Source organism: Mesorhizobium sp. B1-1-8, from assembly GCF_006442795.2.
Lineage (GTDB): Bacteria > Pseudomonadota > Alphaproteobacteria > Rhizobiales > Rhizobiaceae > Mesorhizobium.
This window is the reverse complement of record NZ_CP083956.1, coordinates 654,965-668,901: the sequence shown is the minus strand read 5'-3', so window position 1 is coordinate 668,901 and position 13,937 is coordinate 654,965. Positions and strand designations below refer to the sequence as shown.

At 64.9% G+C, this 13,937-nt stretch carries 13 protein-coding genes; 7 read left to right on the top strand and 6 right to left on the bottom strand.

Going from position 1 to position 13,937, the window contains the following annotated elements; all coding sequences use genetic code 11:
* The first annotated feature begins 39 nt into the window (after positions 1-39).
* The 7 genes from FJ974_RS03140 (at position 40) to FJ974_RS03110 (ending at position 7,824) form a co-directional block, all read left to right on the top strand.
* The gene (locus FJ974_RS03140) at positions 40-1,839 is read left to right on the top strand and encodes a GtrA family protein (protein ID WP_140537495.1); all 1,800 of its coding nucleotides are present in this window, start codon (positions 40-42) and stop codon (positions 1,837-1,839) included.
* 110 nt (positions 1,840-1,949) lie between these two features.
* Entirely contained in the window at positions 1,950-3,299 is a 1,350-nt protein-coding gene (locus tag FJ974_RS03135; RefSeq protein ID WP_140537595.1) for a putative bifunctional diguanylate cyclase/phosphodiesterase, read from the top strand.
* A 150-nt stretch (positions 3,300-3,449) separates the two neighbouring features.
* A complete protein-coding gene (locus FJ974_RS03130) occupies positions 3,450-4,217 on the top strand; it encodes an SDR family NAD(P)-dependent oxidoreductase (protein ID WP_140537497.1) in 768 nt (255 codons plus the stop codon).
* A complete protein-coding gene (locus tag FJ974_RS03125; protein WP_226891454.1) occupies positions 4,214-5,149 on the top strand; it encodes a 2-dehydro-3-deoxygalactonokinase in 936 nt (311 codons plus the stop codon). Before FJ974_RS03130 ends, FJ974_RS03125 begins: the two co-directional genes overlap by 4 nt.
* Positions 5,146-5,784: a 2-dehydro-3-deoxy-6-phosphogalactonate aldolase gene (locus tag FJ974_RS03120; protein WP_140537500.1), complete on the top strand. Its 639-nt coding sequence runs from the start codon at positions 5,146-5,148 to the stop codon at positions 5,782-5,784. The genes FJ974_RS03125 and FJ974_RS03120 overlap by 4 nt, the downstream gene beginning before the upstream one ends.
* Complete coding sequence (locus FJ974_RS03115) at positions 5,784-6,656, top strand: SMP-30/gluconolactonase/LRE family protein (protein ID WP_140537502.1); 873 nt, start codon at positions 5,784-5,786, stop codon at positions 6,654-6,656. The genes FJ974_RS03120 and FJ974_RS03115 overlap by 1 nt, the downstream gene beginning before the upstream one ends.
* 109 nt (positions 6,657-6,765) lie before the next feature.
* Positions 6,766-7,824, top strand: coding sequence for a D-alanine:D-lactate ligase-like protein (locus FJ974_RS03110; protein WP_140537504.1), 1,059 nt, complete (start codon positions 6,766-6,768; stop codon positions 7,822-7,824).
* Positions 7,825-8,112: 288 nt separating this feature from the next.
* Here the strand turns inward: FJ974_RS03110 and FJ974_RS03105 are convergent, their stop codons facing one another.
* From FJ974_RS03105 to dnaK, 6 genes are all read right to left on the bottom strand, one after another.
* A complete protein-coding gene (locus tag FJ974_RS03105) occupies positions 8,113-8,400 on the bottom strand; it encodes a DUF1330 domain-containing protein (RefSeq protein ID WP_140537506.1) in 288 nt (95 codons plus the stop codon).
* A 30-nt stretch (positions 8,401-8,430) separates the two neighbouring features.
* The gene (pyrF, locus tag FJ974_RS03100) at positions 8,431-9,153 is read right to left on the bottom strand and encodes an orotidine-5'-phosphate decarboxylase (protein WP_181177257.1); all 723 of its coding nucleotides are present in this window, start codon (positions 9,151-9,153) and stop codon (positions 8,431-8,433) included.
* Complete coding sequence (locus FJ974_RS03095) at positions 9,153-9,749, bottom strand: NADPH-dependent FMN reductase (RefSeq protein ID WP_140537507.1); 597 nt, start codon at positions 9,747-9,749, stop codon at positions 9,153-9,155. The genes pyrF and FJ974_RS03095 overlap by 1 nt, the downstream gene beginning before the upstream one ends.
* 98 nt (positions 9,750-9,847) lie before the next feature.
* Positions 9,848-10,453: a phospholipid N-methyltransferase PmtA gene (gene pmtA, locus FJ974_RS03090; protein WP_140537509.1), complete on the bottom strand. Its 606-nt coding sequence runs from the start codon at positions 10,451-10,453 to the stop codon at positions 9,848-9,850.
* 119 nt (positions 10,454-10,572) lie between these two features.
* Positions 10,573-11,703, bottom strand: a complete 1,131-nt coding sequence (gene dnaJ, locus FJ974_RS03085; protein WP_140537511.1) for a molecular chaperone DnaJ — start codon at positions 11,701-11,703, stop codon at positions 10,573-10,575.
* Between the two features lie 222 nt (positions 11,704-11,925).
* Entirely contained in the window at positions 11,926-13,842 is a 1,917-nt protein-coding gene (dnaK, locus tag FJ974_RS03080; RefSeq protein ID WP_140537513.1) for a molecular chaperone DnaK, read from the bottom strand.
* Positions 13,843-13,937: the final 95 nt, after the last annotated feature.

Below are 13,937 nucleotides of genomic sequence, written 5' to 3'. Positions count from 1 at the left end.
GCTAGGTTTAAGGCGATCCCCATCCTGCAAGGCCAGACGATGAGCACAGCCAAGGACGGCGCCGCCACCTGGAAGTCCGACATCATGCTGGCGCTGCTTGCCACCCTGGCTGGGCTCGCCCTCGATGCCTGGGCGGGCTTTCGCCCGCTGACCGACGCCGGCGGCGACAACGACAATCTGTTGCGGCTGGTCGAGGTTCGCGACCTGCTTGGCGGCCAGGGCTGGTTCGACCTGCACCAGTACAGGATGGGGCTCGAAGGCGGGTTTGTCATGCACTGGTCCAGGCTGGTCGACGCGCCCATTGCCGCCCTCATCCTTGCCGCTTCGAAGTTGACCGGCAACACGCCGCTTGCCGAGGACGTGGCGCAAGTGCTGTGGCCGGCGCTGCTGTTTTGCCTGACGCTGTTCTTCACCGTCCGTGCCGCACGCAGCTTCGCCGGTCAAGGCGCGGTGCTGCCTGCCGTCCTGATTGGCGCCGCAGCCTACCATTTCATTGGCATCTATGCGCCGGGCGCGCTCGATCATCACAACGTCCAGCTGATGCTGACCATGGCGAGCCTCAGCCTGCTTCTCGAGGCGCCGGCGCGGCACACGGCCGCGCTGTTTTCCGGTCTGTGCGCCGCGTTGACGCTCGCCGTCGGCATGGAAACCGTGCCCTATGTCGCCACCATCGGCGTCGCTGTCTCGCTGCTGTTTGTCGTCGACGACAGTGGTGAGCGCGCGATCGCCCGCGATTTCGGCCTCGGCTTCGCCGGCGTCTCGGCCCTCGTGTTCCTGGCCACCGTCCCGGCATCCGCCTGGGGCGAGGCGCAATGCGATGCCTTCTCGACCGTGCAGTTCGTCGTCGCGGCAATCGCCGGCGCCGGGCTTTCGGCAATCGCCTCGAGCGATGTCACCGCGCGCAGCTGGCGGCGTCGCCTGGTGTCGCTCGGCCTGCTGGGGGTTGCCATCGGCGCGGTCGTGGTGGCGCTGTTCCCGCAATGCCTAGCGGCGCCCTATGCCGATCTCGATCCGCGCCTGAAGGAGCTCTGGCTCGACCATATCGATGAGGCGCAGTCGCTGGTCACGCTGCTTATCCATGACCCGGCGCGGGTCGCGGCGCGCTACGCGACGCCGTTGATGGCGATCGTCCTGATGGCGCTGCGGTTCAGCCGCGGCGGCTGGCGCCGGCAGGACAGCCTCGTCGGCGCGATGCTTCTTGCCGCCTTCGCTGTCGGCGCCTGGCAGGTGCGCGGCACGACGTTCTCGATCGCCTTTGCCGTGATCCCGCTGTCGGCCTGGATTGCTGAATGGCGAGCAAGGGCCGAAGCCGGCTCTTCCCCCGGCGTGGCGCTGCGCCTGGCCGCGGTCTGGCTGGTATCGGTCAATCCGGTCTGGACCGGCGCCGCGGCGGCCGCTTCGCTGGCGTTCGACAAGGATACGCCCGTGGCCGCCGAAGACGGCACCGACAAGGTTTGCGAGAAAAAGGCAAGCTTCGCGCTGCTCGGTGCCATGCCAGACACCACCGTGCTTGCCATCTCCAACCTCGGCGCACCGGTCCTTGCCTATACCGGGCATCGCGTCTTTGCTGGCCCCTACCACCGCAACGTTACCGGCAACCTTCTGGTGCTGGACGCCTTCCTCGGCTCGGCCGACGATGCGCGGCGGATCGTGGAAGCGCATCGCGTCGGTCTGCTGGCGGTCTGCCGCGGTAATGCCGAGAGCCTGACGCTGACCAAAAAAGCCCCGCAAGGCTTTCTCGCCGCCTTGCTGAAGGGAACCATGCCGGCCTGGCTCGAGCCCGTTGCGCTGACCATAGGCAGTCCGGTCGAACTCTATCGCGTCAGGTCAGCCGGCTAATCGGCACGAACTGACGCGTTTCGGACCGCGGAAAATCGATTTTTTCGATACGTTTCCTAAACGCTTTGCTGCCAGTCTGGCCAAAATACCGCCTTCAGAACAGGGACATGATGCAAACGACGTTTGCCGCCGGCCAGCCGGGTAAGGAAAACACGGATCTGGCCTTCACCGATTCGTTGACCGGGCTTGGCAACCATCGTCGCTTCTTCGACAAGGTCGATCGCCTGATCAGCGACCGCGCCGATGATCCCGCGCCCTTTACCGTCGGCATTCTCGACCTCGACGGCTTCAAGCCGATCAACGACCTGTTCGGCCACAAGGCCGGCGACGATATCCTGATCCAGGTGGCGATGCGGCTGCGCGCCTCGATGGACGGCTATTCCACCGTCTGCCGCATCGGCGCCGACGAGTTCGCCTTCCTCTATCCGATGGTGTTCTCGGAGGAGCAGGCGGCCGAGAAGTCGCGCATGCTGATCGAGATCCTTTCGGCGCCCTACGACGTCGGCGAGCGCACCGCCAGGCTGTCGGCCTCGGTCGGCTGCTCGCTGTTCTACTCCGGCGACGAGACCACCGAGATCCTCATCAACAAGGCCGAGACCGCCCTCTACCACGCCAAGCGCTCCGGTCGCGGCCGCGTCGTCGTTTACACCCGCGAGATGGAAGAGGCCGCCAAGCACGTCACCCGCATCGAGCAGGCGTTGCGCCGCGCCGTCTCGGCCGGCGAGGTCGAGCCGCATTTCCAGCCCATCGTCGATCTCAACACCCGCCGCACCGTCGGCTTCGAGACACTGGCGCGCTGGAGCGACCGCGATCTCGGCGCGGTGCCGCCGAGCGTCTTCATCCCCATCGCCGAGGAACGCGGCATCATCGGCCCGCTGTCGCAGCTGGTGCTGCGCAAGGCGACCGAAGCGGCGCGCAACTGGCCGAAGGACCTGTTCCTGTCCTTCAACCTGTCGCCGTCGCAGCTTGTCGACCAGAACACCGGCCTGCACATACTGGCGATCCTCGAGCGCACCGGCTTCGACCCGCGCCGGCTGGAGATCGAAATCACCGAGACCGGCCTGATGACCGATCCGGTTTCGGCGGCGAAGATCGTCGCCGATCTGCGCCGCGTCGGCATTCGCGTCTCGCTCGACGATTTCGGCACCGGCCAGTCCTCGCTCGGACGCCTGCGCGAGTTCCATTTCGACAAGCTGAAGATCGACCGCGCCTTCGTCTCCTCCATTCTCGACGACCGCCCCTCCGAACACATCATCCGCGCCATTCTCGCCATGTGCGAGGGGCTGGGCATGGATGTGGTTGCCGAAGGCATCGAGGAGGAAGCGCAGGCCGACCGCCTCGTGCAGTTCGGCTGCGCCGGCGGCCAGGGCTACCTGTTCGGTAAGCCGGTCGATGCCGACGCCACGCTGGGGTACCTCCGCGACTCCCATCGCGGCGCGCTGCACGCCAAGGCGATCTGACCAGACAATTCCTGTTCGAGTGACTTGGCGGCGCGGTTCTATTGCCATGCCAGTCTTTTGTCAGACATTAGGGCGGCAAATCTGACGGTTCTCCCTTGCCCGCGCGCTTCGTCCGGCTAGGATGCGCGCCGGCCAAAGGAGAAAAAGACCATGATGCCATCGGCGCATTTCGCCGACCTCGACGGCGCCTCGGTGCTGATCACCGGTGGCGGCTCCGGCATAGGTGCTGCGCTGACCGAGGGCTTTATCCGGCAGGGCGCCAAGGTTGCCTTCATCGACATCGCCGACAAGCCCAGCACCGCCCTGGCCGAACGCCTGGAGAAAGAAGTGGGCAAGCGGCCGCTCTACCTCAAGACCGACCTGCGCGACATCGAGGCGCTGCGCGCCTCGGCGGCGAAGGCGGCGGAGATGCATGGCGATGTTACCGTGCTGGTCAACAATGCTGCATGGGACCAACGCCACGCCGTCGAAGACGTGACGGTCGAGTTCTGGGACAACAACCTTTCGATCAATCTGCGGCCGCATTTCTTCACCGCCCAAGCCGTGGCGCCGGGCATGAAGCGGGCCGGCGGCGGCTCGATCATCAACTTCAGCTCGACCTCCTATCTCATCAATCATCCCGACCTGCCGGCCTATACCGCCGCCAAGGCCGGCATCCTGGGGCTGACCAAGAGCCTCGCCGGCAAGCTCGGCCCCGACCGCATCCGCGTCAACGCCATCGCGCCCGGCTGGGTGATCACCGAGCGGCAGCGGGAGCTGTGGGTCACCGAAGAGGCGCTTGCCGCCCATGTCGCCAAGCAATGCATCAGGGAGGTCATGCAGCCCGACGACATCGTCGGCACCGTGCTGTTCCTGGCCTCCGACGCCTCGCGCATGCTGACGGCGCAGATGCTGATTGTCGATGGAGGCTTTCTGTGAGCGGCGCAGCGGCGGTCGCCGCGGTCGATTGGGGGACAACGCGGCTCAGGGCCTGGCTGCTGGACAATTCCGGCAAGGTGCTTGCCGAACAGCGCGGCGACGACGGCCTGATCACCGCGCGCGAAAAAGGGTTTGCCAAAGTGCTGGAAGGCCACCTTGCCGCCATGGGCGCGCCTGAGACGCTGCCTGTGATCATCTGCGGCATGGCCGGCTCCCGCCAGGGCTGGATCGAAGCCCCTTATGTCAGCGTGCCGGCGCCGATCGGCGCCATTCTTGCCGGTGCCGCCCGCATCGAGGGCGAGCGCCGTGACATCCGCATCGTGCCCGGCCTTGCCCAGCACCTAGCCGACGCGCCGGATGTCATGCGCGGCGAGGAAACGCAGCTCGCCGGCGCCGGTTTGCCGGCAAAGGGCCGGCATCTCGTCTGCATGCCGGGCACCCATTCGAAATGGGTCGTGGTCGAGGATGGCGCCGTCGCCGGCTTCGGCACCTGGCCGACCGGCGAATTGTTCTCGGTGCTCGCCGCGCACTCGATCCTGAAACATTCGCTGGGCGAGCATCCGGCGGCAGTGGTGCCGGACAGTCCGTATTTTCGTCAATGGTGCCAGCGGGCGCTGGGCGAGGGCGGCGATGTAAGCTCGAAATTGTTTGCCATCCGCGCCGCCGGGCTTCTGCAGGACCTCAAAGCTGACGAAGCGGCGGCCTGCTTGTCCGGACTGCTGATCGGCGGCGAGATCGCCTCGGCGAAACGCCGCTATGGCGCGGGCGAAGCGCCGGTCGTGCTGATCGTCTCCGGCGCGCTCGCGGCACTTTACGGCGCGGCGCTCGGGTTTGCCGGCCTTGCCTTCAGGACCGTCGATGCCGATGAAGCGGTTCGCGCCGGTCTTGTCGAGGCGGCGCGGGAAAACGGCATGATTGGAGATGCGCAGTGACGCAGACCGCACCTTTCCCCAAGCTGAAACGCGGCCTGGTCGCGATCCTGCGCGGGCTGAAACCCGATGAAGCGGTGGCGATCGGCCGGGCGGTTTTCGATGCCGGCATCGAAGCCATCGAGGTGCCGCTCAATTCGCCGGATCCGTTCGCCTCCATCGCCAGCATCGTCGCGGCGCTGCCCGGGACCGCGCTGGTCGGCGCCGGCACGGTGCTGACGGCGGCCGATGTCGATGCCTTGCATAAAGCCGGCGGCAGGCTTTTGGTCAGCCCCAACATCGATGCCGAGGTCATGGGCCGTGCCATGCATTACGGCATGGTCACCATGCCTGGCGTCTTCACGCCCACCGAAGCGTTTCAGGCGATCCGGCTCGGCGCCTCGGCATTGAAATTCTTCCCGGCCAGCGTGCTCGGCGCCGGTGGCATTTCGGCGGTGCGCGCCGTGTTGCCGCCCGCGACGCTGATCGGCGCGGTCGGCGGCGTCTCGGAAAAAGACTTTGCCGGCTATAAGGCGGTCGGCGTCAGCGTCTTCGGCCTGGGGTCCAGCCTCTACAAGCCGGGCGCCGGCGTCGAGGATGTGGCGCAGCGCGCCCGCGCCGCGGTCGCTGCCTGGGACGAGGCATTCGGAGGGGCATGATGGACGGCGTTTCGGTCTTCAGCGATCATATCTGCGAGCTCGGCGAAGGCCCGAGCTACGACCCCGCCACCGAAACGCTGTTCTGGTTCGATATCGTCAACGGCAAGCTCTTGGAGAAGCCGCTGGCCGGCGCGCTGAAAATCCACGATCTCGGCGTTATGGCCAGCGCCATCGCCGTTATCGACGACGCCCGCCAGCTTATAGCCACCGAGACCGGGCTGCAGGTTCGCGACGTAGCGACCGGCAAGCTGGCGCTGCATACGGCCATCGAGGCCGACAACCCGCTGACGCGCTCCAACGATTCCCGCGTCCATCCCTGCGGCGCCTTGTGGACCGGCACGATGGGCAAGAACGAGGGAAAAGGCCTCGGCGCGATCTATTGGTTCTTCAAGGGCGAGCTTCGCCGGCTGTTTTCCGACATCACGGTGTCGAACTCGATCTGCTTTTCGGAGGATGGCAAGATTGCCTACTACACCGACACAGCAACCGGGCTTCTGATGCGCGTCGCCTGCGATGCGGCGACCGGCCTGCCGACAGGCGAGCCGAAAGTGTTCGTCGACCATCGCTCCTCCAAGGGCTATGTCGACGGCTCGGTCGTCGACCGCGACGGGGTTCTCTGGAACGCCGTCTGGGGCGGCAAGGCTGTGAAGGCCTATGCGCCGGATGGCACATTGCTGCGCGAAATTGCAATGCCGGTGTCGCAGCCTTCCTGCCCGGCTTTCGTCGGTCGGAAAGCGGATCGGCTGGCGGTGACATCGGCCTGGAAAGGCAAGGACGACAAGCAGCGCAAGCTCGACCTGCAGGCCGGCATGACCTTTCTCCTCGACGTTCCGGTCAAGGGCCGCTTCGAGCCGCGCGTGCTGATCGCCTGAGGTTCCGCGCTATTGAGCAATCGCCCGGCCCGGTCGGTTTCTCGCAAGCCGATTGCGACCGCCATGCGATGGTAGCGCCTGATTTTTCCGCGGAGAGCGTTCCATTTCCATGCCGCACAACAAGCCGACGCTGATCCTTGTCCACGAGCCGGAGAAGGCCTGCTTCGACCGGCTGGTCGCCGAAGGTTTCGCGGCGGAACGAGCCATCGAGATCTCGTCCTATCTGGCCCAGTCGACCGATCTCGCACCCGAATTCGGCCAACTCGCCGCTGCCTGCGAAAAGCACGACCTCGCCTTCATTGCCGTGGAACTGGACGGTGCGGCGGAAATTCTCGCGAAAGCCGATCGGGTCCAAACCGTGGTCTGGACGCTGACCGACGGCATCGCCTATTTCCGCGGCGGCGCAGCCCCTGCGCTCGCGCGGCTGAACGGGCTGAGAACGATCGGCGTCGACGACGCGCTGTTTGCGCTCTGCCAGGACAAGTTCCGCTCCGGCGCCGTGCTCGGCACGCTCGGCCTGCCGGTGCCGCAGGCTGGTCTCGCACGAAACGGTGAATGGCTGGTCGCGCCGCCGGCCTCGTCAGCCGGTTGGTTCGTCAAGCCCAACCGGCTCGGCGCCAAGATAGGCATCTGGCCGGATTCGCGCTGCCATGATTTGGGTCACGCCCTGGAGCTTAGTCTGCGTGTTTTCGCCCATTATCGCGACGATGTCGTCGTCCAGCCCTATGTCGCCGGCCGCAACGCGCGCGCGAGCTTCCTCGGCCTCAAGCCGGACACCGGGATCGAGGCGCTTGGCGTCGCCTTTGTCGATTCCGGCGGCGATTTCCAGACCATGGCCGACTCGATGGCGCTCTATGGCGACACCGGCCAAGCAGCCAAGGCAGCGGGAACCTACGCCGAGCCGGAACTTGAGGCCGTCGGCGCCAGTCAGCCGGAGGCGGATCGGAAAATCGGCGCCATCGCGCAGAAGCTGATGCGCGCTCTTGGCCTGCGGGACGTCTTTTCCGTCGACTTCAGGGTCGAGGCTGACGACACCGTGCACCTCATCGAGTTCGAGGTCTGCCCCGGCCTGCCTTGCTTCGATTTCCGCGACTATTGCCGCAGGCAATGGGGCATGAGCCTTGCGGACGCGATGGCGGAAACGGCCGCCAATAGATTGACGACATGATCTTGATGATTGGCTGAGACTAACAACCTCGTCATTCCAGGGCGGAGCAAGGAGCGAAGCGACGCGCGCAGACCCTGGAATCCATGCCATTACCTCGGCCGTGGAGTGCAGCGGAGCAGAATTCTGGACCGTAGCGGGCGCCTCGAAGTCACGGAATGGATCCTCGGGTCTGCGCTGCGTCGCTACGCTCCTTGCTCCGCCCGTGGATGACGACAAGATGGGCGTTTCGGCTAATCTCCAACGCGCCAACGCAGCAACGACTGATCTGCCAACTCCTGCTTCGACGAACTAAACGCCCTCGACCAGCACGATCTCGCCGTCGGCTACCTTCTGCCGGATCGCCACCGCGCGCTGGTATTCAGGCGAATGGTAGCAGTCATGCGCCACCGCCAGCGATTCGAACTCGATGATGACGTTGCGGGCCCGGCCCGGTCCTTCGGCCTTCTCATGCTCGCCGCCGCGCGCCAAAAATTTCGCGCCGAAGCGGTCGAAGGCGAGCTTCGAGGCGGCGACATACTCCTTGTAGCCTTCGGCGTCGCGCACATCGACGCGAGCGATCCAATATCCCTTTGGCATCTTTTCCTCCTATGTGTTGGCGCTGGTCCGTCAGGCCGCGTGCATTTCCTCGAGGATCGCTTGCGCGGCAGCGCGCCGGTCCGGGGCGGCCACAATCGGGCGGGCCACGACCAGATGGCTGGCGCCGCTGCGGATCGCGTCGGCCGGCGTCATCACCCGCTTCTGGTCACCATGGTCGCTTCCCGCCGGCCGGATGCCGGGTGTCACCACAGCCATGTCGGGGCCGACGATCCGGCGCACGGCCGATGCCTCGCCGGCAGAGCAGACGATGCCGCCCATGCCGGCATGCAGCGCCTGCTCCGAACGCCTCAGCACCAGCGTGTGCGGGTCGTATTCATAGCCGGCGTCGATCATGTCCTGCTCGTCCATCGAGGTCAGCACGGTTACCGCAAGCAGGCAAAGGTCGCTGCCTTTGGCGGCCTCTACCGCCGCCGTCATCGCCTTGGGGTAGGCGTGCAGCGTCAGCATCGACACACCCATACGGACGATGTTTTCGACACCCTTGGCCACCGTGTTGTCGATGTCGAGCAGCTTCATGTCGAGGAAGACCTTGGTGCCGCCGCTGGCGAGCTCGCGGGCGAAATCGAGGCCGCCGGCGAAGGCGAGCTGGTAGCCGATCTTGTAGAAGGAAACGACGTCCTCCAGCTCGCGCACCGCCTTCTCGGCCTCCCTGAGCGTCGGCAAGTCGAGGCCGACGATCAGCCTCTCTTGCATGGATTTGGCGTGCATCGTGTGGGCCTGCGTGGCGTGCATCATGCCTCGATCCGCACCGACAGCATGCGCGAGGTCTCGATCAGTATGCGGCATAGGCGCTCCATCGATTGGTGCAGTCTTTCGTCGCGGAATTGTCCGTCCTCGGCGAACGCCTCGGCGGCGCCCGAAACCGAGCATTCGGGCGTGATCACCTCCATCTGGCAGCGCACCAGCACGGCGCGCAGATGGTTGATGCAGCGGATGCCGGCGAACTTGCCTTCGGAGGAGGAGCAGAGGCCGACCGGCTTGCCGTATAGCGGCCTGAACGACCGGCTGCCGTCGCGCCGTAACCGGCTCACCCAGTCGATGGCGTTCTTGAGCAGCGGCGGGATCGAGCCGTTATATTCGGGCGTCGCGATCAAAAGCCCGTCATGGGCGGCGATCAGACGGCCAAGATTTACGGCATTCTCGGGGACGCCTTCTTCCTTTTCGAGGTCCTCGTCCATGATCGGCAGCGGGTAGTCGCCGAGCGAGATGCGGGTCACCTCCGCGCCTTGCCTGGCAAGCTCCCTCTGCGCCACATCGGCCGTTCTGCCGCTGAAGGCGCCGGTGCGCACCGAACCGGCGAAGACGAGAATTTTCGGGATCACTGCCATTGGCTTGCTTCGCTAAGGGAGTAGGAGAGTAAGGGAGTAGGGCAGTAGGGATAGCGCGGAAGCTGAACCGTTCATTCCTACTCCCCTATTCCCCTCATCTAATGCGCCTGGCGCCTGTAGATCCACAGCTGCGTCGGCGGGATGTTGCGGAAGATGAAGTCGAAATGCTCGACCGTGTAGTCGCCGCGGCCGGCCGGGATCGGCGACAGCGGTCCATAGGTCAGCTGCACGATCGGCCGCCCGGCCGGGATGCGGTCGAGCAGGCTCTCCACGTAGGCGATGCGCTGGGCGACCGGGAAATTGAGCAGCGGCACGCCGGAGACGACCGAATCGAACACCATCCCGCGCCTGTCGCCGAGCGTGGCGTCGAGGTTGAAGGCATCGCCCTCGATGATTTTGACGCCCGGATAGAGCTGGCGCAGATGGCGCACGAAGTCGGTCGAATATTCGATGGCGTAGAGATTTTCCGGCTTTATGCCCTCGGCTAGGATGGCGCGGGTGATGACACCGGTTCCGGGCCCGACCTCGAGCACCGGCAGGCCGGATCTCGGGTTGACGATGGACGCCATCTTGCGCGCGGTGATGGAACTGGTGGGGACAATTGAGCCGACCGTCTTCGGTCTGTCGATCCAGCCTTTGAAGAACTTCAGCTCGTCGTCGAATTTTTCCGCCAGCGCTTTGCGCAATCCGGGACCACGTGCCATGCGAGCTCTCCTCAACGCTCCCCGACCCGCTACTTAGCAGCTAAGGGGGACAAGGCAAGGCATCATGCCGGCATAAGATGTTGATGACGCTCGCAAAGCGTCTCCCGCATCCCGGCCCTTCAGTGTTCGCCGAACGACTCGAAAAAATCCTTCATGCGGGCGAAAAAGCCGCTCGACTGGGGCGAGTTGTCCTGTGACGAGAGCTGCTCGAACTCTTCCAGCAGTTCGCGCTGGCGGCGCGACAGGTTCTGCGGCGTCTCGACCGCTGTCTGGATGTAGAGATCGCCGACATTGGGCTGGCGCAGCACCGGCATGCCCTTGCCCTTCAGCCGGAACTGCCGGCCGTCCTGGGTGCCTTCCGGCACCTTCACCTTGGTCTGCGTGCCGTCAAGCGTGGTGACCTCGAACGAGCCGCCAAGCGCGGCCGTCGTCATCGAAATCGGCACCTTGCAATAGAGATCGGCGCCGTCGCGCTGGAAGAATTCGTGCGGCTTGACCGCCAGGAAGATGTAGAGGTCGCCGGACGGGCCGCCGCGCAGGCCGGCCTCGCCCTCATTGGCAAGCCGGATGCGGGTGCCGTCCTCGATGCCGGCCGGGATATTGACCGACAGCGAACGCTCCTCGGTGACGCGGCCCTGGCCGGCGCATTTCGGGCACGGGTCCTTGATCGTCTGGCCGCGGCCATGGCATTGCGGGCAGGTGCGCTCGATCGAGAAGAAGCCCTGCGTAGCGCGCACCTTGCCGTGGCCGTGGCACATCGAGCAGGTGACGGGCTGGGTGCCGGGCTTGGCGCCGCTGCCCGAGCATTCGGTGCAGGAGATCGACGCCGGCACGCGGATCTGCGCCGTCTTGCCGGAATACGCCTCCTCCAGCGAGATCTCCATATTGTAGCGCAGGTCGGCGCCGCGCTCGCGGCCGCCCGACGAGCGACGCTGGCGGCCGCCCATCATGTCGCCGAAAATATCTTCGAAAATGTCGGCGAAGCCGCCGGCGCCAAAACCTTGCGCGCCGCCGTTCATGCCGCCATGTTCGAAGGCGGCATGGCCGAAACGGTCATAGGCCGCGCGCTTCTGCGGGTCCTTCAGCGTTTCGTAGGCTTCGTTGATTTCCTTGAACTTGTGCTCGCAGGCGTGGTCGCCTGGATTGCGGTCGGGATGGAACTGCATGGCGAGCTTGCGAAAAGCGCTTTTCAGCTCCTTGTCGTCGGCGCCTTTTTGCACGCCCAGCGTTTCGTAGAAATCTGCTTTCATTTTTTCCCGCAGTCCGGATGCTCAATGTCTTCAAGCATTGTTGGCGTCGTTTGCCGGCACGTTGCTTCGATTTAGGAGCGATGCCGCCCGGATGCCAGAGCCGGCGTGCGCTTGTTCGTAGTTTTCCGTTACTTTTTCAGCGAAGCCCGCACTTTTTCAACTGAGGTTGCAAAAAAGCCCGGCCTTGCGCCGGGCTTTTCGCATTATTTGCCGTCAGCCGGCTTAGGCCGACTTCTTCTTGTCGTCGTTTTCGTCGATTTCCTCGAAGTCGGCGTCGACCACATCCGAGTCCTTGGCGGCGTCCGCCTTGGCGTCGGCTTCGGCCGCTTCCTTCTGCGAGGCCTCGTACATGGCCTGGCCGAGCTTCATCGAAGCTTCGGCGAGCGACTGCGACTTGGCCTCGATATCGGCCACGTCTTCGCCTTCGGCGGCAGTCTTCAGCGCGGCGATGGCGTCGGCGATCGCGGTGCGGTCGGCCTCCGAGACCTTTTCGCCATATTCCTTCAGCGACTTCTCGGACGAATGCGCCAGCGCCTCGGCCTGGTTGCGGGCCTCGACGAGGGCACGACGCTTCTTGTCGGCCTCGGCATTGGCTTCGGCGTCCTTCACCATCTTCTCGATGTCGGCGTCGGACAGGCCGCCAGAGGCCTGGATGCGGATCTGGTGCTCCTTGCCGGTGCCCTTGTCCTTGGCCGAGACGTTGACGATGCCGTTGGCGTCGATGTCGAAGGTGACCTCGATCTGCGGCACGCCGCGCGGCGCCGGCGGGATGCCGACCAGGTCGAACTGGCCGAGCAGCTTGTTGTCTGCCGCCATTTCGCGCTCGCCCTGGAAGACGCGGATGGTCACCGCGCTTTGCGAGTCCTCGGCGGTCGAGAACACCTGGCTCTTCTTGGTCGGGATCGTAGTGTTGCGTTCGATCAGCCTGGTGAACACGCCGCCCAGCGTCTCGATGCCGAGCGACAGCGGCGTCACGTCGAGCAACAGCACGTCCTTGACGTCGCCCTGCAGCACGCCGGCCTGGATGGCGGCGCCGAGCGCCACGACTTCATCCGGGTTGACGCCCTTGTGCGGCTCCTTGCCGAAGAACTGCTTCACGATCTCCTGGATCTTGGGCATGCGGGTCATGCCGCCGACCAGCACCACTTCGTCGATCTCTCCCGCCTTCAGGCCGGCATCCTTGAGCGCCGCCTTGCAGGGATCGATCGTGCGCTGCACGAGGTCCTCGACCAGGCTCTCGAACTTGGCGCGTGTGAGCTTCATCGTCAGGTGCTTCGGCCCGGTGGCGTCGGCGGTGATGAAGGGCAGGTTGATCTCGGTCTGCGTCGTCGACGACAGCTCGATCTTGGCCTTCTCGGCCGCTTCCTTCAGGCGCTGCAGTGCAAGCTTGTCGGCCTTGAGGTCGATGCCCTGTTCCTTCTTGAACTCGGCCGCCAGATACTCGACCAGGCGCATGTCGAAGTCCTCGCCGCCGAGGAAGGTGTCGCCATTGGTCGATTTCACCTCGAAGACGCCGTCGCCGATTTCGAGCACCGAAATGTCGAAGGTGCCGCCGCCAAGGTCATAGACGGCGATGGTCTTGCCTTCCTTCTTCTCGAGGCCGTAGGCGAGCGCTGCGGCTGTCGGCTCGTTGATGATGCGCAGCACTTCCAGGCCGGCGATCTTGCCGGCGTCCTTGGTCGCCTGGCGCTGGGCGTCGTTGAAATAGGCCGGAACGGTGATGACCGCCTTCTCGACCTTCTCGCCGAGATAGGCTTCCGCCGTTTCCTTCATCTTCTGCAGGATCATGGCCGAGATCTGGCTGGGCGACTGCTTCTTGCCGCCGGCCTCGACCCAGGCGTCGCCATTGTCGCCCTTGACGATTCTGTAGGGGACAAGTTTCTTGTCCTTCTCCGTTACCGGATCGTCATAGCGGCGGCCGATGAGGCGCTTGACCGCGAAGATGGTGTTTTCCGGATTGGTGACCGCCTGGCGCTTGGCCGGCTGGCCGACGAGACGTTCGCCGTCGCTCGAAATGGCGACGATGGAAGGGGTCGTGCGCGCGCCCTCCGCATTCTCGATTACCTTGGGCTCCTTGCCGTCCATGATGGCGATACAGGAGTTGGTGGTTCCGAGGTCGATACCGATTACTTTTGCCATTGTTCAAGTCTCTCCGCTAAGCAGGCTATCAGGACCCTGGATCAGGCGTTCCGGCGAAAGCCCCTGTTCACAAGAAATTCCGTTCCGGCAACCGG

Coding starts and splice junctions, on each gene's coding strand:
- FJ974_RS03140 (WP_140537495.1), top strand. CDS start 40: ATGAGCACAGCCAAGGACGGCGCCGCCACCTGGAAGTCCGACATCATG.
- FJ974_RS03135 (WP_140537595.1), top strand. CDS start 1,950: ATGCAAACGACGTTTGCCGCCGGCCAGCCGGGTAAGGAAAACACGGAT.
- FJ974_RS03130 (WP_140537497.1), top strand. CDS start 3,450: ATGATGCCATCGGCGCATTTCGCCGACCTCGACGGCGCCTCGGTGCTG.
- FJ974_RS03115 (WP_140537502.1), top strand. CDS start 5,784: ATGGACGGCGTTTCGGTCTTCAGCGATCATATCTGCGAGCTCGGCGAA.
- FJ974_RS03110 (WP_140537504.1), top strand. CDS start 6,766: ATGCCGCACAACAAGCCGACGCTGATCCTTGTCCACGAGCCGGAGAAG.
- FJ974_RS03105 (WP_140537506.1), bottom strand. CDS start 8,400: ATGCCAAAGGGATATTGGATCGCTCGCGTCGATGTGCGCGACGCCGAA.
- pyrF (WP_181177257.1), bottom strand. CDS start 9,153: ATGCACGCCACGCAGGCCCACACGATGCACGCCAAATCCATGCAAGAG.
- FJ974_RS03095 (WP_140537507.1), bottom strand. CDS start 9,749: ATGGCAGTGATCCCGAAAATTCTCGTCTTCGCCGGTTCGGTGCGCACC.
- pmtA (WP_140537509.1), bottom strand. CDS start 10,453: ATGGCACGTGGTCCCGGATTGCGCAAAGCGCTGGCGGAAAAATTCGAC.
- dnaJ (WP_140537511.1), bottom strand. CDS start 11,703: ATGAAAGCAGATTTCTACGAAACGCTGGGCGTGCAAAAAGGCGCCGAC.
- dnaK (WP_140537513.1), bottom strand. CDS start 13,842: ATGGCAAAAGTAATCGGTATCGACCTCGGAACCACCAACTCCTGTATC.